At 70.0% G+C, this 20,706-nt stretch carries 17 protein-coding genes and 1 pseudogene; 15 read left to right on the top strand and 3 right to left on the bottom strand.

Annotation, left to right across the window (positions count from 1 at the left end; genetic code table 11):
- Positions 1 to 23 precede the first annotated feature (23 nt).
- Positions 24 to 836, top strand: coding sequence for an Rv1680 family SBP-like protein (locus JAP66_RS26035; protein ID WP_199434485.1), 813 nt, complete (start codon positions 24 to 26; stop codon positions 834 to 836).
- Positions 830 to 1,810: an Rv1681 family radical SAM protein gene (locus tag JAP66_RS26030; RefSeq protein ID WP_199434484.1), complete on the top strand. Its 981-nt coding sequence runs from the start codon at positions 830 to 832 to the stop codon at positions 1,808 to 1,810. Before JAP66_RS26035 ends, JAP66_RS26030 begins: the two co-directional genes overlap by 7 nt.
- Positions 1,811 to 1,891: 81 nt before the next feature.
- Here JAP66_RS26030 and JAP66_RS26025 read toward each other — a convergent pair whose 3' ends face one another.
- Entirely contained in the window at positions 1,892 to 2,974 is a 1,083-nt protein-coding gene (locus tag JAP66_RS26025; protein ID WP_199434483.1) for a terpene synthase family protein, read from the bottom strand.
- A 361-nt stretch (positions 2,975 to 3,335) separates the two neighbouring features.
- Here JAP66_RS26025 and JAP66_RS26020 point away from each other — a divergent pair, with 361 nt between their 5' ends.
- From JAP66_RS26020 to JAP66_RS26000, 5 genes are all read left to right on the top strand, one after another.
- Positions 3,336 to 3,632 carry a hypothetical protein gene (locus JAP66_RS26020; RefSeq protein ID WP_199434482.1) on the top strand — a complete coding sequence of 99 codons (297 nt, stop codon included), beginning with the start codon at positions 3,336 to 3,338 and terminating at the stop codon, positions 3,630 to 3,632.
- A 30-nt stretch (positions 3,633 to 3,662) separates the two neighbouring features.
- On the top strand, positions 3,663 to 4,094 hold the full coding sequence (locus JAP66_RS26015; protein WP_199434481.1) for an Hsp20/alpha crystallin family protein: 432 nt from the start codon (positions 3,663 to 3,665) through the stop codon (positions 4,092 to 4,094).
- Between the two features lie 57 nt (positions 4,095 to 4,151).
- The gene (locus tag JAP66_RS26010) at positions 4,152 to 4,616 is read left to right on the top strand and encodes a hypothetical protein (protein ID WP_199434480.1); all 465 of its coding nucleotides are present in this window, start codon (positions 4,152 to 4,154) and stop codon (positions 4,614 to 4,616) included.
- Between the two features lie 6 nt (positions 4,617 to 4,622).
- Positions 4,623 to 4,922, top strand: coding sequence for a J domain-containing protein (locus JAP66_RS26005; RefSeq protein WP_199434479.1), 300 nt, complete (start codon positions 4,623 to 4,625; stop codon positions 4,920 to 4,922).
- A gap of 420 nt (positions 4,923 to 5,342) precedes the next feature.
- Entirely contained in the window at positions 5,343 to 6,692 is a 1,350-nt protein-coding gene (locus JAP66_RS26000) for a tetratricopeptide repeat protein (protein WP_199434478.1), read from the top strand.
- 27 nt (positions 6,693 to 6,719) lie between these two features.
- Here the strand turns inward: JAP66_RS26000 and JAP66_RS25995 are convergent, their stop codons facing one another.
- Positions 6,720 to 7,532 (bottom strand): SDR family NAD(P)-dependent oxidoreductase, encoded by an 813-nt coding sequence (locus JAP66_RS25995; protein WP_199434477.1) that lies wholly within the window; start codon positions 7,530 to 7,532, stop codon positions 6,720 to 6,722.
- Positions 7,533 to 7,656: 124 nt separating this feature from the next.
- Between JAP66_RS25995 and JAP66_RS25990 the strand changes: the two genes are divergently transcribed.
- From JAP66_RS25990 to JAP66_RS25980, 3 genes are all read left to right on the top strand, one after another.
- Positions 7,657 to 8,604 carry a PDR/VanB family oxidoreductase gene (locus tag JAP66_RS25990; protein ID WP_199434476.1) on the top strand — a complete coding sequence of 316 codons (948 nt, stop codon included), beginning with the start codon at positions 7,657 to 7,659 and terminating at the stop codon, positions 8,602 to 8,604.
- 14 nt (positions 8,605 to 8,618) lie between these two features.
- Positions 8,619 to 9,815: a cytochrome P450 gene (locus tag JAP66_RS25985; RefSeq protein ID WP_199434475.1), complete on the top strand. Its 1,197-nt coding sequence runs from the start codon at positions 8,619 to 8,621 to the stop codon at positions 9,813 to 9,815.
- 126 nt (positions 9,816 to 9,941) lie between these two features.
- On the top strand, positions 9,942 to 11,624 hold the full coding sequence (locus tag JAP66_RS25980; RefSeq protein ID WP_235999483.1) for a C69 family dipeptidase: 1,683 nt from the start codon (positions 9,942 to 9,944) through the stop codon (positions 11,622 to 11,624).
- 94 nt (positions 11,625 to 11,718) lie between these two features.
- Here the strand turns inward: JAP66_RS25980 and JAP66_RS25975 are convergent, their stop codons facing one another.
- Positions 11,719 to 12,711 carry a fatty acid desaturase family protein gene (locus JAP66_RS25975; RefSeq protein ID WP_307849719.1) on the bottom strand — a complete coding sequence of 331 codons (993 nt, stop codon included), beginning with the start codon at positions 12,709 to 12,711 and terminating at the stop codon, positions 11,719 to 11,721.
- A gap of 351 nt (positions 12,712 to 13,062) precedes the next feature.
- Here JAP66_RS25975 and JAP66_RS25970 point away from each other — a divergent pair, with 351 nt between their 5' ends.
- The 5 genes and pseudogenes from JAP66_RS25970 to JAP66_RS33510 form a co-directional block, all read left to right on the top strand.
- Complete coding sequence (locus JAP66_RS25970) at positions 13,063 to 13,851, top strand: alpha/beta hydrolase (RefSeq protein WP_372449011.1); 789 nt, start codon at positions 13,063 to 13,065, stop codon at positions 13,849 to 13,851.
- A gap of 451 nt (positions 13,852 to 14,302) precedes the next feature.
- A complete protein-coding gene (locus tag JAP66_RS25965) occupies positions 14,303 to 15,340 on the top strand; it encodes a multicopper oxidase domain-containing protein (RefSeq protein WP_235999481.1) in 1,038 nt (345 codons plus the stop codon).
- Between the two features lie 69 nt (positions 15,341 to 15,409).
- Positions 15,410 to 19,429, top strand: coding sequence for a ThuA domain-containing protein (locus tag JAP66_RS25960; RefSeq protein ID WP_199434473.1), 4,020 nt, complete (start codon positions 15,410 to 15,412; stop codon positions 19,427 to 19,429).
- Positions 19,430 to 19,634: 205 nt separating this feature from the next.
- Positions 19,635 to 20,342, top strand: a pseudogene (locus JAP66_RS33325) (cupredoxin domain-containing protein); the annotation flags it as partial.
- A gap of 202 nt (positions 20,343 to 20,544) precedes the next feature.
- Positions 20,545 to 20,706: OmpL47-type beta-barrel domain-containing protein (locus JAP66_RS33510; protein WP_443706215.1), on the top strand; the 162-nt coding region annotated here is incomplete at its 3' end.

Raw genomic sequence — 20,706 nt, 5'->3', positions numbered from 1 at the left:
CCAGTGGACGAGGGAGTCTCACCGTGAGCAAACCGTTGATCGTGGGGGCCGTCGCCTACACGCCGAACGTCGTCAACATCTGGGAAGGGATGCGCGGCTACTTCGCGGACGGACCGGCGCCGATGGACTTCGTGCTGTTCTCCAACTACGGCAGCCTGGTGGACGCGCTGCTCGACGGCACGCTCGACATCGCGTGGAACACCAACCTGGCCTGGGTCCGCACCGTCGGCCGCACGCAGGGCGCGTGCCGCGCGCTGGCCATGCGGGACACCGACGCGGTGTTCCAGACGCTGTTCGTCGCCAGGCCGGGCAGCGGGCTGAGCGGCCTGGCCGACCTCAAGGGGCGGCGGCTCGCGCTCGGTTCGCGGGACTCCGCCCAGGCGGCGATCCTGCCGGTGCACTACCTGGGTGAAGCGGGTCTCGGCGCGGACGAGGTCGAGCTGGTGCGGATCAACAGCGATGTCGGCAAGCACGGCGACACCGGCCGCAGCGAGCTGGACGCCCTGCGCGCCGTACTCGACGACCGAGCGGACGCCGCCGCGCTCGGCATCAACACCTGGGAGGCGATCGGGCGTGAGGAGCTGATGCCCGGCGCGTTCGAGGTGTTCTGGGAGTCGCCCACCTACTCGCACTGCAACTTCACCGCACTGCCCCGGCTGAGCGAGGAACGCACCCGGCCGTGGGTCGAGCGGTTGTTCGCGATGGACTGGGACAACCCGGAGCACCGGCCGATCCTCGAGATGGAGGGTCTGCGGCAGTGGGTTCCGCCACGGCTGGCCGGGTACGACTCGCTGTTCGAAGCCGTCCGCACGCAGGGAATCTCCGACCGATGGTGATCCTGGACCTGGTCGAGCGCATCGGCACGGTGGCCGACGGGGCCACGGTCACCGTGCCGCTGGATCCGGCGGACGGCGCGCTCGTCGCGGCATGGTGCGCCCGGACCGGCAACGAGCTGGTCGACGTCGTTGACGGAGTCGCCACCGTGCGGCGCGGCCGGGGCCCTGACCCGTTCGCGGAACTGTCTCCCTGGCAGCTGCCGGGCACGCGGCTGTGGATGTACACGAACTTCGACTGCAACCTCGCCTGCGACTACTGCTGTGTCCGGTCCTCGCCGCACGCGCGGCGACGGGCCCTCGGTGCCGACCGGGTGCGCAGGCTGGCCACCGAGGCCGCGGCGGCCGGGGTGAGCGAGCTGATTCTCACCGGCGGCGAGCCGTTACTGCTGCCCGACATCGACGATCTGGTCGCGGCCTGCACGGCGGCGTTGCCCACGACGCTGCTCACCAACGGGATGTTGTTCCGCGGCAGGCGCCTCGACGCGCTGCGCCGGATGGATCCGGCCCGGCTGGCGCTGCAGATCAGCCTCGACTCACCCGAACCGGAGCCGCACGACCGGCATCGCGGCAGGGGAACGTGGCAGAGGGCGGTGGACGGGATCCGGCTGGCACGGGCGGAGGGTTTCCGGGTCCGCGTCGCGGCGACGCTACCTCCCGAGCAGCTGCACACCCTGGAGCCGTTCCACGCCTTCCTCGACGGGCTCGGCATCGCGCGCGAGGACCAGGTGATCCGTCCGCTCGCCCGCCGCGGAGTGGCCGAGAGCGGGCTCGAGCTCACGGTCGAGTCGCTGATCCCGGAGGTCACGGTCACCGCCGAGGGGGTGTACTGGCATCCGGTGAGCGCCGACCACGACGACCAGCTCGTCACCCGTGAGCTGTTCCCCCTCGAGGCCGCCATCGAGGAGGTGCGCAGGCGCTTCGCCGCCGACCGGCGCCGCGCGGATGCCGCGGCACAGTGGTTTCCCTGCGCGTGACCGGCCGGGAGCGCGGCTCCAATGCGGCATCCGGTGCGCTGAACGCTACCGCTGCCGCATTGGGAACACCCTGCCGGACGCTCACGACAGCTGGGTCCACCACCACGCGACGCTCGGCGGAGGCGGCGGTTTCGCACGGGGCTCGGCGGGGCTGCCGGTGCAGCCGCCGTGCAGCCGGATCGTCGCACCCGCCGGGTACTCCCCGGACGGCCGCAGGGTGGCGTAGCGGGGCGTGCGCAGGCTCCAGTCGATGTTGGACCGGATTCCGTGACCGAGAGCGTCGAGGTAGGTCCGGAGCGCTTTCGAGCCACCCCGGGCCAGCTGTTCCCGGAGCCTCAGGAACAGCACCATCAGGCCGTCCCGGAAGCCGACCAGTTCCTCGACCGCCTCCGCCTCGGTCAGCCCGAGCTCGCGGGCGAGGACATCCACGGCGTTGTAGTGGTCGCGCTGCCCCAGCCGTTCCTTGTGGCGGGAGACGCGGTCGTTGTCCAGGCTCGCGATCATCCAGAAAAGCTCCGTGACCGCCCGGACCCGAGGTGCGTCCATCTCCGCCCCCGGCACCTCCTCGTCGTTGGCGAACTCGAGTATCGCCTGCACGGGAGGGCCACCTGCGTCGTGCAGGCGCGTCAGCAGGTAGTCGTCGAAGGTGGCGGGTCCGCCTGCCGCGCGATGGGCGGTCTGCTGGACGACACCGAACAGCCAACGTTGCTGCGCCGTCACCCACCGCTGGAACTGTGTGGCCGTCGCGAGCTCCTGGTAGCGCCGCGCGAGATCCCACAGACCGAACAGGTGTCGGTCACCGTGGCACAGCCGCTCGTCGCCCGAGTCGAGTATCCGCAGCAGGCGTGCGGCGAGCGCGATGAAACGCTCCGGGGTGATCGAGCCGCCGTCCTCATCGCAGTGTGCGTCGTCGAAGGAAAAGCCCCAGGCGGCCCAGTCGACCGCTACCTGATAGCGATCCGTGGGCGCATCGGGCACCATCCCGCCGTAGAAGTCGGCGGCGGTGGCCGCATGCCAGCGAGCGAGCTCGGCCTCGCCGCCGGCCAGGCCGATGTTCGACGCCCACTCGCCGCAACGTCGCTCCGCCAGCTCCATACCGGGATGCAGCACGGGGTCGAAAGGGCAGAAGAAGAGCGGAATCTCGACGTGGAACTCGTCGGGCATTGTCGGCTTCCATTCGTGTTGGCCGCGGGAAACGCGCCGAGGTTAGCTCAACGACTTCAACGCGGGCCAGCCACATCCGGAAATAACGCACGGAAAGACCGTGCACGTTTAACGTCTTCGAATATTTAACATCCGCGGGTGCTTCCCGGTATTCCCTGCCGGCTTTTTCGGCCTCACTGTGCACGCGGCGCGGACCGGCACGGCCGCATGTCTCTTCCCGGAGGCCGGCGGACACGACGACCCGCCCACTCGGAAGCGCCGCCTGATCCTGCTACTTGACATAAGCTCACGTGCTGGATATAAGAAATGTATAGCCGTGAGTACCTGGTAGTAGTTGGAGACCATGCCGGGGTGATCGCGGATGCGCCAGGACACCGGACGTACGGACGAACGCTTCGCGGACCTGCTCTGCGCGGACGACGAGTGGGTGCACGCGGAGTTCGACGCGATCGTCGCCGCCAACTTCGGGCAGTGCGCCACTCACGCGCAGGTGCCACTCCCTCCCGCGAGCACGGCGACCTCGCGTGCTCCCCGGCTCCGGCGAACCGGAGCGGAACCGGGCCGGGCCCGCGGCGCCCGCACGGCCGCGGCCCGTGAGCACTGGCCGCGCCAGCGGTCCCCGCCTGCTCTGCTCGACACGCAGTCTCACCGGGAGTGACCGCACGAGCAGAGGAAGGAGGCAGTGGCGATGCTCATGCGCACCGACCCGTTTCGCGAGCTGGATCGGCTGAGCCAGCAGCTCCTCGGCGCCAACGGCACTCGCTCAAGGCCCGCGGCGATGCCGATGGACTCCTACCGGTCCGGTGACGAGTACGTGGTGCACTTCGACCTGCCCGGTGTCTCACCGGAGTCGATCGACCTCGACGTCGAGCGCAACGTCCTGACGGTCCGGGCCGAGCGCAAACCCGAGTACGGCGAGGACGTCGATCTCCACGTCGCCGAGCGTCCGCGCGGCGTGTTCAGCAGGCAGTTGTTCCTCGGCGAGACCCTGGACACCGAGAACATCGCCGCGCAGTACGACGCCGGGGTGCTCACCCTGCGCATCCGGGTCGCCGAGCAGGCGAAGCCCCGCAAGATCGCCGTCTCCGGCGGCTCGGAGCCGAAGAAGATCAATCAGTAGCCGACGAAGTACGGGCGGCGTCGCAGCGGCAGGTCGTGGAAGGAGGGAGGTGACGAGATGAGCACGAGGAACGACGGCATGTCGCTGCGAGACAAGCTCGCCGGGGCCGAGCACCTCGTCGAGCGCGCCGAACAGGAGATCACCTCGGGGCTCACCGGCACCGCGGCGCTGCACGCCGCGGTCGCCGGTGTGCACCACGTGGCGAGCGCGCTCGCCGACCTGGTCGGCACGCTGATCGAGCGCGTCCCCTCGGCCGTTCCGGCCGCCGACGGACAGGCCGACGCGACCCGCGAGGTCGTGGCCGACCTGCGTGCGGCGCACGGCTGCCTGACCACCGGGCTACGGCTGCTCGACCCGGCACTGGAAGATCTGCGCGGTATCTCCGTGCCACGTGCGAGCGCCGGGCCGGTGGACATCGGCACCCCACTCGGGCACGGGTTTCACGACGTGCTCGACGCCGATCCGGTCGAGGTGGCCGAGCAGCGGCACGGCGCCCCGCCCGCCGGTACCGCGGAGAGGTGAGCCGCCATGGCGCGACCACGTCCCGATGATCCGTATGCGGTGCTCGGTGTGCACCGCGAGGCGACCGGCGCGGAGATCACCGCCTCGTACCGGCGCCTCGTCCGGCAGCTCCATCCGGACGTCAGCCCCGGTGGTCAGGAGCGGCTGGCCGCCGTGGTCGAGGCGTACCGGACGTTGCGCGACGCCCGCCGTACCGAGAGCACCGAGCCCGGCACGAGCGTCCGGATTCCGGTCCGGCGCCACGAGCCCGCACCGGGGCCGGACCTGCGCGCCGGTCCCGTCCGCAGGCACCGGCGGACCTCGTGACCCGCCGCCGGGTGCGGCCTGGAACCGGCGGCGCGCGACAATTCCGCGCCTGGTCACCGGACCTGCGTACCCGAAATACTGTCCGTGCAGGCCCGATCACCTCAACAGGCGCTACGGAATTACGGGCCCCGCGCGTAATGTGAGGATTACCGCGCCGAACTACCGACAGAGGGGGCCACCTTGCCGAAATCAGCCACCTTTCGAGCGGCAGGCATTGTGCAGCGCAATGGAAGGCCCACCACCCACGGGGAAGATCCGGACTGGTGGCTACGTGACCAGGCCTGACCGATATCGGCGGTATTCACGAACGAAACGCATTCCCAGCTGCGTTTTACCGCGGGTAAGGGCGATTTCAGCCGGTCGCCCCGCCATCCGGCCACCTCGGCCGAGAATCGAGCGGGCTTCTGCCGGAGGAGACCGATGCGAGCACAGCGGGTGCCGAACCATCGACTCAGGTCGCTGCTCGGCAGGGCCGGACTGAACGGCCCGGCACTCGCGCGCATGGTCAACCGGATCGGCGCGGAGTCCGGTCTCGACCTCACGTACCAGCGTGCGTCGGTCGCGCAGTGGCTTTCCGGCGTCCGGCCCCGGTCACCTGTTCCCGAGCTCATCGCCGAGAGCCTTTCGCGCAGGCTGGGGCGCCGCGTCACGATCGAAGAGATCGGCTTGGGGGCCCCGGAATCGACCGCGCGCATCGGCCGGAGGCCGTGGTGGGCCACGGCGGCCCCGGACCGGCTGGTCGAGGCGTATCGAGCCGCCGGTCCGTCGCAAAGTCCGGTCGCTCCCGCGTACAGCATCGCGGCACTGTCCGCGCCGAGCTGGACGGCGCTCGCCGGCATGATCCCGGCCGAGGAGCCGAAGGGCCGCACGACTACCCGAGTGGGCAGCACGGAGATCACCTCGGCGACGGCCATGCTCCACGTGTTCTCCGGCGCGGACCTCAACTTCGGGGGCGGCCATGCCCGGAGCGCGCTGGCCGGCTACCTCGCCTGCACGATCGCTCCGTGGCTGCGCGCGGACGGGAGGTCGGCCGTACGCAGAGAGCTGCTCAGCACCGCGGCACGGCTGAGCTATCTGTGCGGCTTCATGTGCTTCGACGACGAGTCGCACAGCGTCGCCCAGCAGTACTACCTGACAACGCTACGGCTCGCCGCGGAGGGCGGCGACCGATGCACCTACGCGATGGCCCTGCGCGGGCTGAGCGCACAGGCCCGCCTGCTGGGGCACGGCGGCGAAGCCGTGGCACTGGCCGAGTCCGCGGTGCGGACCGCGTCCGGCCACGTACCTCCCCACGCGCGCGCATTCCTGCTCGGCCAGGTCGGTGTCGCCCAGGCGGCGGTGGGCAACCGCCGCGCCTCGCTCGCGGCGCTCGGCAGGGCCGAGGCGCAGCTCGCCCGTGCCGACGGCGGCAGCTCTCCCGGCGGCACGAGCCACGCGGCCTCGCTGGCCTACCAGAGCGCTGCCGCCGCCAACTGTCTCGGCGACCGGGGCGCGGCGATCCGTGCGCTCGGGGTCTCCATCAGGAACCGGTCACGCAGCGAACGCCGTACCCACGCCATCAGCCTGGCCCGGCTGGCGGAGCTTCAGCTGGCCGAGGGACGGCTCGAACAGGCCTGCGCCACCTGGCACGAGTTCCTCGACCACTACTCGCCGCTGGAGTCCCGGCGCGCGGAGCGAGCACTCGACCTGCTCCGGGCCCACACCCGGCCGTTCCAGAACAACAGCGTCGCGCGCGGTCTTCGCGAAAGGGCCATGACGATCAGAACGTGAGCAGGGCCAGTCTGCAGTGGACGATCGTCAGAGCCCGAAGCTGCGGCGCAGGAGGTGGTCGAAGAGCCGCTGCGGAAGCAGTGTCCGCAGGAGCGGGACCCAGCGGCCGTCGCGGCCCGCTCCGTACCGGAACAGTGGCGAGCGCGCACCGGCCACCTTCACTACGAGCGCCGCCACCTTCCGCGGGTCGTCGCCGCGGCGCAGCACCTCGTGCAGCGTGCGCCGGGCGGACTCGCGCGGGCCGTCGTAGTCGGCGATCACCCGCTCCGCGGACGTCGCGGCGTCGAGCACTCCGGTGGTGAACGCACCGGGCTCCACCAGGCAGACCTGGATGCCGAGGTGCCGGACCTCGTGCCGCAGCGCCTCGGTGTAGCGGGCCAGCGCGGCCTTCGACGCGGCGTAGAAGCCCTCGCCGGGCTCGCCGACCCACGCCGCCAGCGAGCCGATGTTGACGATCCGCCCCCGCCGCGCCCGGCGCATCTCCGGCAGTACCGCGTTGACCATCCGTGCGGTCCCGAAGAAGTTGGCCGCGAACACCGACTCCGCCTGCGCGATCGACGTCTCCTCGGCGAGCCCCTCGTGCATCGTCCCGGCGTTGTTGACCAGGACGTCGATGCCGCCGGCCCGCTCCAGCACCTCCGCCACACACTGCCGCGCCGACTCGTCCGAGCGCACGTCGAGCCGCAGCATCTCCACCCCGGCCGCATCCGGCCGCTCGCGCCGGCTCGTGCCGAAGACCCGCCAGCCGTGCGCGGCGAAAGCCCGCGCGGTCAGCTCGCCGATCCCTGACGACGCACCGGTGACGAGAACCGTCCCCGCCGCGCCTCGCTGTCGGACCATCAGGCCCGACCCTGCCAGATCCCGGCCGAGATGTCCCCGCCCGGCTCTCATTCAGCGGGAACGTGGTCGCGGCCGCGCCGACCGGGCCCGCATTCTTGCCGCAACCGACACGAGGAGGCGGCAGGTGAGCGCGAACGTGGCGACCTTGACGGTCGCCGCCAAGGACGAGATCGCCGAGGGCGTGGTGGCGCTGACCCTCGCCGACCCTGGCGGCGCACGGCTGCCGGACTGGACTCCCGGTGCGCATATCGACGTCGTCCTGCCGAACGGGATGACCCGCCAGTTCTCCCTGTGCGGCGACCGCTGGGACACCCGCGTCTACCGCATCGGCGTTCTGCGCGAACCACACGGGCGTGGTGGCTCGGCCTACGTCCACGACGTGCTGCGGCCCGGCGACCTGGTCGGCGTTGGCGGGCCACGGAACAACTTTCCCCTCGTGCCTTCCGCGGGGTACCTGTTCATCGCGGGCGGCATCGGCATCACGCCGTTGCTGCCGATGATCCACCAGGCCGACCTCCTCGGCGCCGAATGGAACCTGCTCTACGGCGGTCGTCGCCGGGCTTCGATGGCTTTCCGGGAGCGGCTGGCCGGTTACGGCGGGCGCGTGCACCTGCGGCCCGAGGACGAGTCCGGCCTGCTCGACGTGCCCGCCTGGCTCGGGACCCCGCGACCCGGCGTGAGGGTCTACTGCTGCGGGCCGCCACCCCTGCTGGCCGCCGTGCAGGCCGCCTTCCGGAGCTGGCCCGCGCACGCGCTGCGCACCGAGCGGTTCACCGCCGGGGCCCAGGACGCGCCTGCCAGGGAGGAGCCGTTCGACGTCGAGCTGCGCCGCTCCGGCGGCACGGTGACGGTCGGCCCGGACAGGTCGGTGCTCGACGCCGTGCGGCGAGCGGGCGCCGATGTGCTCTCGTCGTGCCGCCAGGGAACCTGCGGCACGTGCGAGACCACCGTCCTGGACGGCGACCCCGATCACCGCGACTCGATCCTCACCGACCACGAACGGGCGGCGAACGACTGCATGTTCCCCTGCGTCTCCCGCTCCCGCACCGATCGTCTCGTTCTCGACCTGTGAACCAGGAGCCGGCCATGACCGAAACCCTCGCGCTGCCCACAGACGACACCGACCCGTTCGGGCCCGAGGCCCTGGAGGATCCGGCGGAGCTGCACGCCACCCTCCGCGAAGCCGGACCGGTGGTGTACCTGACCCGGTACGGCGTCTACGCGGTGGCGCGCTACAAACACGTACGCGCGGCCCTGGTCGACTGGCAGGACTTCCAGTCCGCGGCCGGGGTGGGGCTGAGCAACTTCCGCTACGAACGGCCGTGGCGGGCGCCGAGCCTGCTGCTGGAGGCGGACCCGCCGCACCACGACGCCCCGCGGCGGGTACTGAGCGGCATCCTCGGCCCCCGGGCCCTGCGACGGCTGCGGGAGCAGTGGTTCGCGGTGGCCGACGAGCTCGTCGGCCGGGTGCTGGCCGAGCCGGAGTTCGACGCGGTACCCGCCCTCGCCGAGGCGTTCCCGCTGCGGGTCTTCCCCGATGCGGTCGGCATCGGCCGGGAGGGGCGGGAGAACCTGCTGCCCTACGGCGACTTCGCGTTCAACGCGTTCGGGCCGGGCAACGACCTCGTCAACCGCGCCGCCCCGGACGTGCCGCGCCTGTCGCGCTGGGTCGACCGGCAGTGCGCCAGGGAAGCGCTCGCCGCCGACGGCTTCGGCGCACGGATCTGGGCCGCCGCCGACCGTGGCGACATCACTCCCGACCAGGCCCCGCTCGTGGTCCGCTCCCTGCTCACCGCCGGTGTCGACACCACGGTGCACGGCCTTGCCGCGGTGCTCTACGCGTTCGCCACCAACCCGGGCCAGTGGCAGCGACTGCGCGAGCGGCCCGCGCTCACCCGGGCCGCGTTCGACGAGGCGGTGCGCTGGCAGTCCCCCGTCCAGACGTTCTTCCGCACCGCGACCACCGACACCCGGATCGGCGGGACCACCATCCCCGGGGGAGGCAAGATCCTCATGTTCCTCGGCGCCGCCAACCGCGATCCCCGCCGCTGGGACCGGCCCGACGAGTTCGACCTCGACCGTGATCCCTCGGGACAGGTGGGCTTCGGCATGGGCCTGCACCAGTGCGTGGGCCAGCACGTCGCGCGCCTGGAAGCCGAGGCACTGCTCACCGCGCTCGCCCACCGCGTCACCCGCTTCGAGCTCACCGGCCCGCCCCGCCGGCACCACAACAACACCCTGCGTGCCTGGGAATCGCTCCCGATGCGGGCCAGGGTGGCCTGATCCGCTCCCCGCTTGACCGGTGGTTTTGCCCGCTAGTACGTTCCGTCGGGTTCGTTTCGGCTGATGACGGGGGTATTCGGCATGTTTCGACCGTTCCGGAAGTCCGGGTTGAGGTTACCGGCCGCGATGGCGGCGCTCCTGCTGCTGCTTCCCGCCGGCGCGGCGTCGACCGCACGGACCACGGCGGAGCACGCCGGAGCTCCCGTGGCACAGGGCCAGGAGGAGCTGACGAAGAGCATCGGCTTCTACGTCGGCAGGAACCTGACGGAGGACGGCTCGACCCTGCTCGGCGGCTTCGGTCACGAACCATCCAGTCACTGGCTGGAGATCGTGCCCCGCAGGCACTTCCCGGAAGGGGCGACAACGACCGTCGGGGTAACCGAGGAGGCCGGCTTCCCGGGCGTTCTCACCGAGATCCCGCAGGCCCGCCGGACCAGCAGGTACATCACGTCGAACTACTCCGAGTTCGCGGGCTTTCCCGCACCGCTGACCAACGGCGGCCTGAACGAGCACGGCGTAGCGGCGCGCGACGTGTGGTCACCCTCCAGCGACCGGCTGCTCCAGCTCACCGAGAAACCACAGACCGGCCCCAACTACAGCGACCTCGCCCGGATCGCCATGGAGCGGGCCAGGACCGCCCGCGAGGCCGTCGAGATCATCGGCGCGCTGATCGACGAGCACGGCTACTCCACCTACGGCGGCAACTCGCACCTCTTCGCCGACGAGAACGAGGGCTGGGTCTTCGTCAACTACGGCGGCAGCCAGAACCTCTGGGCCGCCGAGCGGCTGGGGCCGGACGAGGTCCGGGTGTCCTTCCCCGGCTACCTCAACCCGTTCCCGCTCGACTACGAGAACCGGCCCGGCGAGTACCTGGCCTCGGACAACTTCGTCGACTTCGCCGTCGAACGAGGTTGGTTCGCCCCGGAGGGCAAGGACGTCTTCGACCCGCAGGCGGTCTACGCCGGCTGGCAGCCCGACGACCGGCAGGTGACGCCGACCCACCCGTGGGGCAACAACGTCCAGTCGGAGCTGGAATCCGAGCTCCGCACGGAGCTCGGACCGGTCTCGCTGGCGGATCTGCTCGCCTACGTCCGCGATCCGCGCTGGTCGCATGATCGCTCGGGCTACGGTCACGTTGCCCAGCTGGGCAACGCCGGCCGGCCCGAGCTGAACGCCCTCTGGACCGCGGTCACCGGCGCGGTGGCCACCCCGTACGTGCCGGTCTACATCGGCGCCGAGGACGTGCCGCCGGAGTACAAGCAGCACCGCTACCTGACGAGCGACGCGGCCTCCTCACACGTCGCGGCCGACTACGCGCCGCTGGAGGCCACCCGCTACGCCACCCGGACCTTCAAGCGGCTCATGTACCACACGTGCGAGCACCCGCGCACATTCCTGCGGCCGGTCACCGCCGAGATCGAGAAGTTCGAGCAGCGGCTGCTCAGGGAACAGCCGCGAGTCGAGCGGCAGGCGCTGCGCTGGTTCCGCGCCGGGCACGACGACAAGGCCCGCGCGCTGCTGACCGGGCAGGTCGAGCGCCGCCTGCTCGACGCGCTCGACCTCGGCGAGGACCTGGCGCGGGAGGTCGAGGACCGGACCCGCGAACGATTCGGCATCCGCATGCCCACCGGCCGCAACCTGCCGGGCGAGACCTACCGCGCCGAGAGCCAGAGCATGAACCGCGGCGAAGGGCTCAGCGGCCCCGCCAACGACATCGTGCACTGCTACCGCGAGGGCATCGACGACTACCCGCGCGAGCACGGCTCCTACCGCGGCCTCGCCGGGACGCTCCTGCCGAAGGGCGGCTAGCGTCCCGGCCCCGCAGGCTCGTGAGTGTTGAGCCGAGTTCTAACTCGTGCCAACACTCACGAGCGTGGTTCGAGGGTGCCTGCGCCGCAGCCGGTCAGGCGCGGGCGGCGCGCAGCGGGGCGCCCATGTCGTGCAGGTGCCGCAGCACGTAGCCGTAGGAGCGGAACAGACCGCACTGGCTGTACGGGATGCCGCGGTCGGCGCAGAACTGGCGGACGATCGGCTGCGCGTGGCGCAGGTTGGGCCGCGGCATGTTCGGGAACAGGTGGTGCTCGATCTGGTAGTTCAGCCCGCCGAGCACGAAGTCCACCACCCGTCCGCCACGGACGTTGCGCGAGGTCAGTACCTGCTTGCGCAGGAAGTCCAGCGAGTCCTCGTCGGTCATGGTGGGCATGCCCTTGTGGTTGGGCGCGAACGACGACCCCATGTAGATGCCCCACAGGCCCTGGTGCACGACGATGAACACCACGGCGAGGCCGGGCGAGAGAACCAGGAAGACCGCGCCGAGATACAGCGCGAAATGTCCCAGCAGCAGCGCCGTCTCCAGGCGGCGGGACTTGATCTCCTTGCGCAGCAGCGCACGCACGCCCGACACGTGCAGGTTCAGCCCCTCCAGGGTGAGCAGCGGGAAGAACAGCCACGCCTGGTGCTTCGCCATCCAGCGCAAGAAGCCCCGCTTGAGGCGGGCCTGACCGCTGGTGAACGCCAGCGCGGGGATGTCGAGATCCGGGTCGTCATCCTCGTGGTTGGGGTTGGCGTGGTGGCGGTTGTGCCCGCTGATCCACCAGCCGTAGCTCATGCCGACCAGCCCGCCGTGCCCGGTCCCGATCGCGTCGTTGGGCTTGCGGGTCCGGAAAATCTGCTTGTGCCCGGCGTCGTGGCCGATGAACGCCAGCTGCGCGAACACGATCGCCAGGAACGCGGCGACGAACAGCTGCCACCAGGAGTCGCCGATGTAGGCGAAGGCGACCCACGCACCGGCGAGGGCGACGATGTTGCCGGTGATCTTCATGGCGTAGTAGCGATATCGCCGGTCGAGCAGGCCGGCACCGCGGATTCTGCGGGACAGCTCCGCGTAGTCGCTCACGGAACGGGTCGCCGCTCCGGAGGGGGAGATGTTGTCGATAATGAGCTCAATGCCTCTCTGCGGGGCGAGCGCGGTGTGCCCGCGCCGATGCCGTGCCGGGGCTATCGCCACCCGGTCGGTGTCCGATCGGCCTCCGGCACTACCCACACTACGCCCGTCCAGCCGGTTTGCGGCCCCATTGGCCGACTGTTCATCTGCACGAAGGTCGAACCCGACGCCGACCAGCGTGGCCCGGTCGGCGCCGACCCGAGGCGAGGCCCGCTTCGCCACGCCGACGGGTCGATCCCGATCTCGCGGGTATTCGCTCCGCACAGCGGCAACGCGCGAGTCGCACGGACGGAGGGTGAGCAAGTGTGGACGTCACGTCAGCTCGCCGAGCGGACCGCGCAGGCGATCACCGCCGCCGCCCAGGAGCAGCTTCTCGTCGTCGTGTTGCGAATGATCCCGCGCCTGCTGCGACATCCGGTGTGGCGCGGGGCGAATCCACGCCAGGGAGCGGGGCAGGGCGTGCTCCTCATCCCAGGCTTCGGCTTCGGTGACCGCAGCCTGAGCCTGACGAGCAGGTGGCTGCGGGCCCGCGGCTACCGCCCGATCGGCGCCCGCATCGGCATCAACGTCGCCTGCACCAGCGACCTGGTCGCCCGGATCGAACGCAGGCTGGAGACCCACGCCGAGGCGACCGGGCGGCGGGTGGTCGTGCTGGGCCAGAGCCGCGGCGGCTGGCTCGGGCGCCTCGTCGCTGTTCGCCGGCCGGATCTGGTGCGGGGCCTGGTGATGCTAGGCAGTCCGGTCGCCGACCCGCTCGGCGCGAACCCGAAGGCGGTCCGGACCGCGGAGACACTGGCCCGGCTTTCCGACCTCGGCCTGCCCGGCCTGCTGGATCGCGACTGCTTCGCCGGCCCCTGCTTTCAGCGCAACAAGGCGGAGCTCACGGCCGCGTTGCCGGAGGACGTTCCCGCCCTCACGATGTACTCGCGCGCCGACGCGGTCATCCCGTGGCAGCTGTGCCTCGATCCGTACGCCGACCACGCCGAGGTGCGCAGCTCACACACGGGGATGGCACTCGACCCCGAGCTCTACACGCGGCTGGAGCCCACGCTGGCCGCATGGTCGGCGGAACCGGGCTCGGGAGCGCGCTGACGGTCCCCCGGCGAGGGCCAGGGCGAAACCCGCGTGCCACGCGGTGAGGCGTTCGTAGCGCCCGCGCGGCTCGGTGCGACCGAACAGTCTCCTGCCCTAGCCCGTTCGGCCCAGCAACTTCTGTCTTAACGCAGCAGAAGTTAGATCAGGTTGACCATAGATATTTACGTGAGGCCCGGAAGTAATTAACGTCCCAACCGAAATCCTCGGCGCAGGAGGCGAGGCAGTGTGATCGGGTCGTCACTACAGCAGGCGAGGGTACGGACCCCGTGCCCGCCGCGTACGGACACTTCCCGTTGCCGGGCGGTGTGCCGCGTCGATGCCCGCTTCTTCCCCCCGCGAACCGCGACTTCCTCGGCAGTCCACTCCGGACATTGGCGTACGAGAGGCATCGCCGGCCCGCGCCCGTTCCCCCCGCGCCGGTGCCCGGGGAAGACCGAAATGGAGACACATGAGTGACAAACATGCCCAGACAGGGCAGTTCCGGCGGCAGGTGTCCCGGCGTTCGATGCTGGCCGGCGCCGCGGTGGGCGTCGCCGCGCCCGTGGTCGGTGCGACGCTCGGCAGCGCACCCCTGGCGGCCGCCCAGGGAAACAGGGGCGAGAACCCGCAGCAGGGCACGACCCGCCGGATCACCATGTACGCCGAGGAACTGCCCGGCGCCCAGATCGGCTACGGGCTCGCGCCGGGCGAGGCCACGATCCCCGGGCCGATCCTCGAGATCTGGGAGGGTGACACCCTCGAGGTGGAGCTGGTCAACAACACCACCAAACGGCTGTCGATCCACCCGCACGGCGTCGACTACAGCGTCGACTCCGACGGCAGCCCGCTCAACGACTCCTTCAACGAACCCGGCGAGACACGCACGTACGTCTGGCGCACGCGGGCTCCGTTCAAGGCCAAGGGCGGCCTGTGGATGCCCGGCAGTGCGGGCTACTGGCACTACCACGACCACGCCATGGGCGGCGACCACGGCACCGACGGCCTCCGCGCCGGCCTGTACGGCGCGCTGATCGTCCGGCGCCGCGGCGACCTGCTGCCCGACCGGCAGTTCACCGTCGTCTTCAACGACATGACGATCAACAACAAGATGGCGCCCGAGGTCCCACTGCTGGAGGCACGTCTCGGCGAGCGGGTCGAGTTCGTCGCGATCGGGCACGGCAACACGTTCCACACCTTCCACCTGCACGCCCACCGCTGGGCGAACAACCGCACCGGAATGCTCGAGGGTCCGAACGACTCGAGCCAGGTGATCGACAACCGGGATCTCAACCCCGGCGACTCGTTCGGCTTCCAGGTGATCGCAGGCGAGGGCGTCGGCCCCGGCGTCTGGATGTACCACTGCCACGTGCAGTTCCACTCGGATGGTGGCATGGCCGGCGTTTTCCTTGTCCGCAACGAGGACGGCAGCCTCCCCGAGGGCGCACAGGCCGCATTGGACCGCTACTACGGGCACCAACACGACGGAGGTCATGGGCACGAGGGTTAGCCGGCTCCCGGAACGGACGTGGGAGCTCCCACGCCGTCACCGGGCAGAACCACGAGTGAAGGAGTAAGGATGGCTCGAAGAGGTCGATTAACGTTACCCCGCAACGGTCGCGCACGACCGGGTTCGCTGCGGCGCGCGACGGTTCTGTTCACGGGCGCCACGCTCGCCCTCGGACTCGCCGCGGCGCCGGCGCTGGCCGCGCCGGGGAAGGCGGCGCAGCCGGAGGTTCCCGGCGACCAGGCCGCCGCACCGAAGCAGGACGCGGTGAACGTACTGGTGTTCCACGGTGCGGCGGCCGAGCAGGACGATCCGGTCAACCAGGCCGTGGACGCCATCGAGGAACTGGGCGCGAACAACGGTTTCACCGTGGAGGAGTCCACCGATCCCGGCGCCTTCTCCGCACGGAACCTGGACAAGTATCGCGGCGTCGTCTTCCTCTCCGCCGAGGGCACCGAGCTCACCGCGAGCCAGGAGGACGCGCTCAAGGGCTACGTCAGGGACGGCGGCGGCTTCCTCGGTGTCCGGGACGCCGCACGGGCGCAGGAGCGCTCGGAGTGGTTCAGCGGCCTGATCGGCACCCGGCCGGTCGGTGCGCTTCCCGACCCCGAGGAGGTCGCTGAAGTCACCGCGAGCGGGGAGAACCCGCCGAACGAGGTCGCGGCGAACCTCGCCGACGGCGACACGGGCACCAAGTGGCTGACGTTCGACCCGACCGCAACGATCACCGTCCGGCTCGCCGAATCCGCGGCGGTCTCGCACTACGCGCTGACCTCCGCCAACGACTTCGACGGCCGGGACCCGAAGGACTGGACCCTGCAGGGCTCCCAGGACGGGCAGAACTGGACGGACCTCGACCGCAGGACCGGGGAGGACTTCCCGGACCGCTTCCAGACCAAGGACTACCGGTTCGACAACACCGAGTCCTACCAGCACTACCGGCTGGACATCACCGCGAACGCCGGTGACGGCCTGACGCAGCTCGCCGAGCTCCAGTTCTTCACCGGCGACGCGACGACGGATCCGGAGCCGGAGATCCCCGTGCAGGAGGCGACGGTCAACGTCGTCGACCGGCAGCACCCGGCCAACGAGGGGCTGCCGCAGAACTGGACCCGGTCCGACAGGTGGATCAACTGGGACCCGAACCCGAGCGGCGAGGTCCATACGGTCGCGCAGGTCGAGGAGAAGAGCTACGACCCGGGCAAGGGGGCGAACGGCCCGTTCCACCCGGTCTCCTGGTGCCGTGACTACGACGGCGGCCGCTCCTTCTACACGGGAATGGGTGGCACCGCGGAGAGCTACACCGAGGACGGCTTCCGGAGTCACCTGCTCGGCGCGCTCAAGTGGACCACCGGCATGGTCCGCGGCGACTGCCAGGCGACCATCGGGGCGAACTACGAGATCGAGCGGCTGACCGCCAAGAACAAGCCGGGCGAGCTCGACCAGATCGGCGAGCCGCACGGCCTGACCATCGCCCCCGGCGGCAAGGTCTTCTACATCGGCAAGGCAGCCTGCCCGTCCGGTCCGATCCCCAGCTGGGACGACCCGAACGTCGGCCTCGGCTGCGGCACCATCCACCAGTGGGATCCGGCCACCGAGGAGGTCAAGCTCCTCACCACGCTGGAAGTGATGGGCAACAGGGGCAGCGGCAGCGAGCTCGTGAAGAACGAGGAAGGCCTCGTCGGCATGACGCTGGACCCCGACTTCGAGAAGAACGGCTGGTTCTACGTCTTCTGGATGCCGCACGACTCGATCGACCGCGACAAGCGGATCGGTCAGCGGACGGTTTCGCGGTTCACCTACGACCTCGAGACGGAGACGATCGACCAGAGCACCCGCAAGGACCTGCTGCAGTGGGACACCCAGATCCACAGCTGCTGCCACGCGGGTGGGGGCATGGCCTTCGACAACGACGGCAACCTCTACATCGGCTCCGGTGACAACAACTCGTCGCAGGGCTCGAGCGGCTACTCCGGCAACAACTGGAGTGAGCAGTACAAGGGCATCTCCTTCCAGGACGCGCGCCGGACCTCCGGTAACACCAACGACCTGAACGGCAAGATCCTGCGGATCCACCCTGAGGACGACGGCACCTACACGATCCCCGAGGGGAACCTGTTCCCCGAGGCCGACGATCCGGGAGACAAGACCCGCCCGGAGATCTACGTGATGGGCGTGCGCAACATCTCGCGGCTGGCCTACGACAAGAAGAACGACTGGCTGACCGCGGCCTGGGTCGGTCCGGACGCGGGCAAGCCGAGCCCGGAGCTCGGCCCGGCGAAGTACGAGACCGCGACCATCATCACCTCGGCGGGCAACCAGGGCTGGCCCTACTGCATGGGCAACCGGCAGCCCTACCGCGACCGCAGCGACACCGACGCCAGCGTGCTCACCGGCTGGTACGACTGCGACAACCCGAAGAACACCTCGCCGGCCAACACCGGGCTCGTGGACATCCCGCCGATCCGGGACAACATGATCTGGTACTCGCCGAACGGCGGCGGGCCGGTCTTCCCCACCCGGGACGACGGCAGTGGTGTCCCCACCTACAACGAAGAGGACGCCACCTACACGCAGCCCTACCTGAAGGGTGGCTGCCAGGCGATCATGGACGGTCCCACCTACCACCGCTCCGAAGTGGACACGAAGAGCGGGGTCGCGTGGCCCGAGCACTGGGACAACAAGTGGTTCATCGGTGACAACTGCAACGCGAACAACCGTGTCGCGCTGACCGTCGACCCGGACACCGTGGACGAGGCCGGTCCCCCGGTCCATGCCGAGAGCCTGCGTCAGATCATCCGGGGCGGTGGCGGCAACAACGAGCTCCAGGCGTGGATGGACGCGAAGTTCGGTCCGGACGGTGCGCTCTACATGCTCGACTACGCGGGCGGCTTCTTCAGCCTGCACGACAACCAGAAGCTGATCCGGATCAGCTACAAGGGAGGCCCGGCGACGCCGGCACCGACCGCATCGGCCACTTCGCTGCACAACAGGCCGCTGACGGTCGCGTTCACCGGCGAGAAGTCCGGTGGCGTGTCCTACGAGTGGGACTTCGGCGACGGCGGCAAGTCGAAGGAGGCCAACCCGAGGCACACCTACGCCAAGGTCGGCAACTACACCGCGAAGCTGACGGTGACCTACGCCGACGGCGAGAAGGCGACCACGGAGACCGAGGTCAGCATCGAGTGTGTCGTGCCGGACGAGCGGGAGTCGGTGTGGATCGGTGACACCGACACCGGTGTGGCCAACAAGCAGGTCGGTGGCGGCTGCACCATCAACGACCTGATCGACGACGAGGGCACGTGGGACAGCCACGGCGCGTTCGTCGAGCACGTCAACGGTGTGATCGACCCGATGAAGAGGGACGGCGTCGTCAGCGGCAAGGAGAAGGGAAAGCTGACCAGCGCGGCGGCCAAGTCCGACATCGGCAAGAAGGGCTACACCGGATACGAGCCCATCTTCAACGGGACACACGAGTCCCTGCGCGGATGGGAGCAGGCACCTGGCGGGCACTTCGAGTTGCGGCCGGACGGATCGCTGCGTGCTCGTGGCGGCCTGGGAATGCTGTGGTACTCGGCCAAGGAGTTCGGCGACTTCTCGTTGAAGCTCCAGTTCAAGGACATCGCGGCCGAAGGGCACCGGGCGAACAGCGGTGTCTTCACCAGGTTCCCGAACCCGAACACCCCGCTCGACGAGCGTCCCGAATGCGGGAAGCAGGGTGCGGCACGGAACTCCGCGGCGTGGGTCGCGATCTACTGCGGCCAGGAGGTCCAGATCTACGACGGGGAGTCGGGTGAGCCCCAGAAGACCGGTTCGATCTACAACTTCGACCGGGTCGGACTGGACCAGGCCGGCGTGACCCCGAAGGGCGAGTGGAACAACTACGAGATCCGTGTTGTCGGGCAGCACTACACGATCATCCGCAACGGCGTGGTGATCAACGAGTTCGACAACACACCCGGCAAGGAGTCGTCGCGGGCCGGCGATCCGCCGACCGATCTGCGGCAGTTCAGCAGCGGCTTCGTCGGGTTGCAGAACCACGGTGACAACGACCAGATCGAGTTCCGCAACATCCGGGTGCAGGAGCTGTAGCCAGGAAAACCGGGTCGGTGCGGGTGCGGGTACTCCCCGCACCCGCACCGACCCCGGAATCACGAGAGGTGCAGCATTCCCATGCTTCAACGATTACTTTCCGCCGTACCGAGACGTTCTCCGACGTCCGGGCAGCGCGGGGCCGGCCCGCGNCCCCCCCCCCCCCCCCCCCCGACCCCGGAATCACGAGAGGTGCAGCATTCCCATGCTTCAACGATTACTTTCCGCCGTACCGAGACGTTCTCCGACGTCCGGGCAGCGCGGGGCCGGCCCGCGGCGCGCCGCGCTGGCCATGCTTGCCGCGACGATGACAGCCCTGTGGGTGGTACCGACATCCGCCGCGAGCCAGGACCGGACGGAGACAGCGGCGGCCGCCGAGCAGGTCCTCACCTGGACCGCGGGCGACAGCATGACCGAGTACACCTCCGCCCCGGCCGAGGCGACGGCCGGGGCCGCGACGCTCGTCTTCGAGAACAGCCTGGCCACCGGCAACACGACCGGGATGACCCACACCCTGACGTTCGACACGTCGACGCCGGGGTACAACCACGACGTCGACGTCAACATCGTCGCCAGCCCGTTCGACGCCGACGGCGGACGGCACGAGGTCGACGTGAACCTCACGCCCGGCAAGTACCGCTACTTCTGCGCGATTCCCGGCCACGGCGAGATGGTCGGCGAGTTCGTGGTCACCGAAGGCGGCGGTGAGGACACCACCGCACCGCAGGTGTCCGCAGAGATCAGCGGGGAGCAGGACGCCGACGGCAACTACATCGGCTCCGCCACGATCGCCGTGTCCGCACAGGACGACGGCTCCGGCGTCGCGGCGATCGAGTACGAGATCGACGACACCGGGTTCCTGCCCTACACCGAACCGGTCACCGTCGACGAGCCGGGTGACCACGCGGTTCAGTACCGGGCGACCGACAACGCCGGCAACACCTCCGAGACCGGCTCCATCCCGTTCAGCATCGTGGAACCGGACCCAGGCGACACCACGCCACCCCAGGTGACCGCCGAGGTCACCGGCGATCAGGACGCCGACGGCAACTACATCGGCTCCGCCANTCACCGGCGATCAGGACGCCGACGGCAACTACATCGGCTCCGCCACCGTGAACCTCTCCGCCCAGGACGCCGACTCCGGCGTCGACACCGTCGAATACAACCTCGACGACACCGGATTCCAGCCCTACACCGCACCGGTCACCGTCGACACGACCGGTGAGCACGCGCTGACCTACCGGGCGACCGACAACGCGGGCAACACCTCCGAG

This window comes from Qaidamihabitans albus, assembly GCF_016464705.1.
Taxonomy (GTDB): domain Bacteria; phylum Actinomycetota; class Actinomycetes; order Mycobacteriales; family Pseudonocardiaceae; genus Qaidamihabitans; species Qaidamihabitans albus.
Note: the sequence above shows the minus strand (reverse complement) of the source record. Positions and strands in the feature narration are given on the sequence as shown.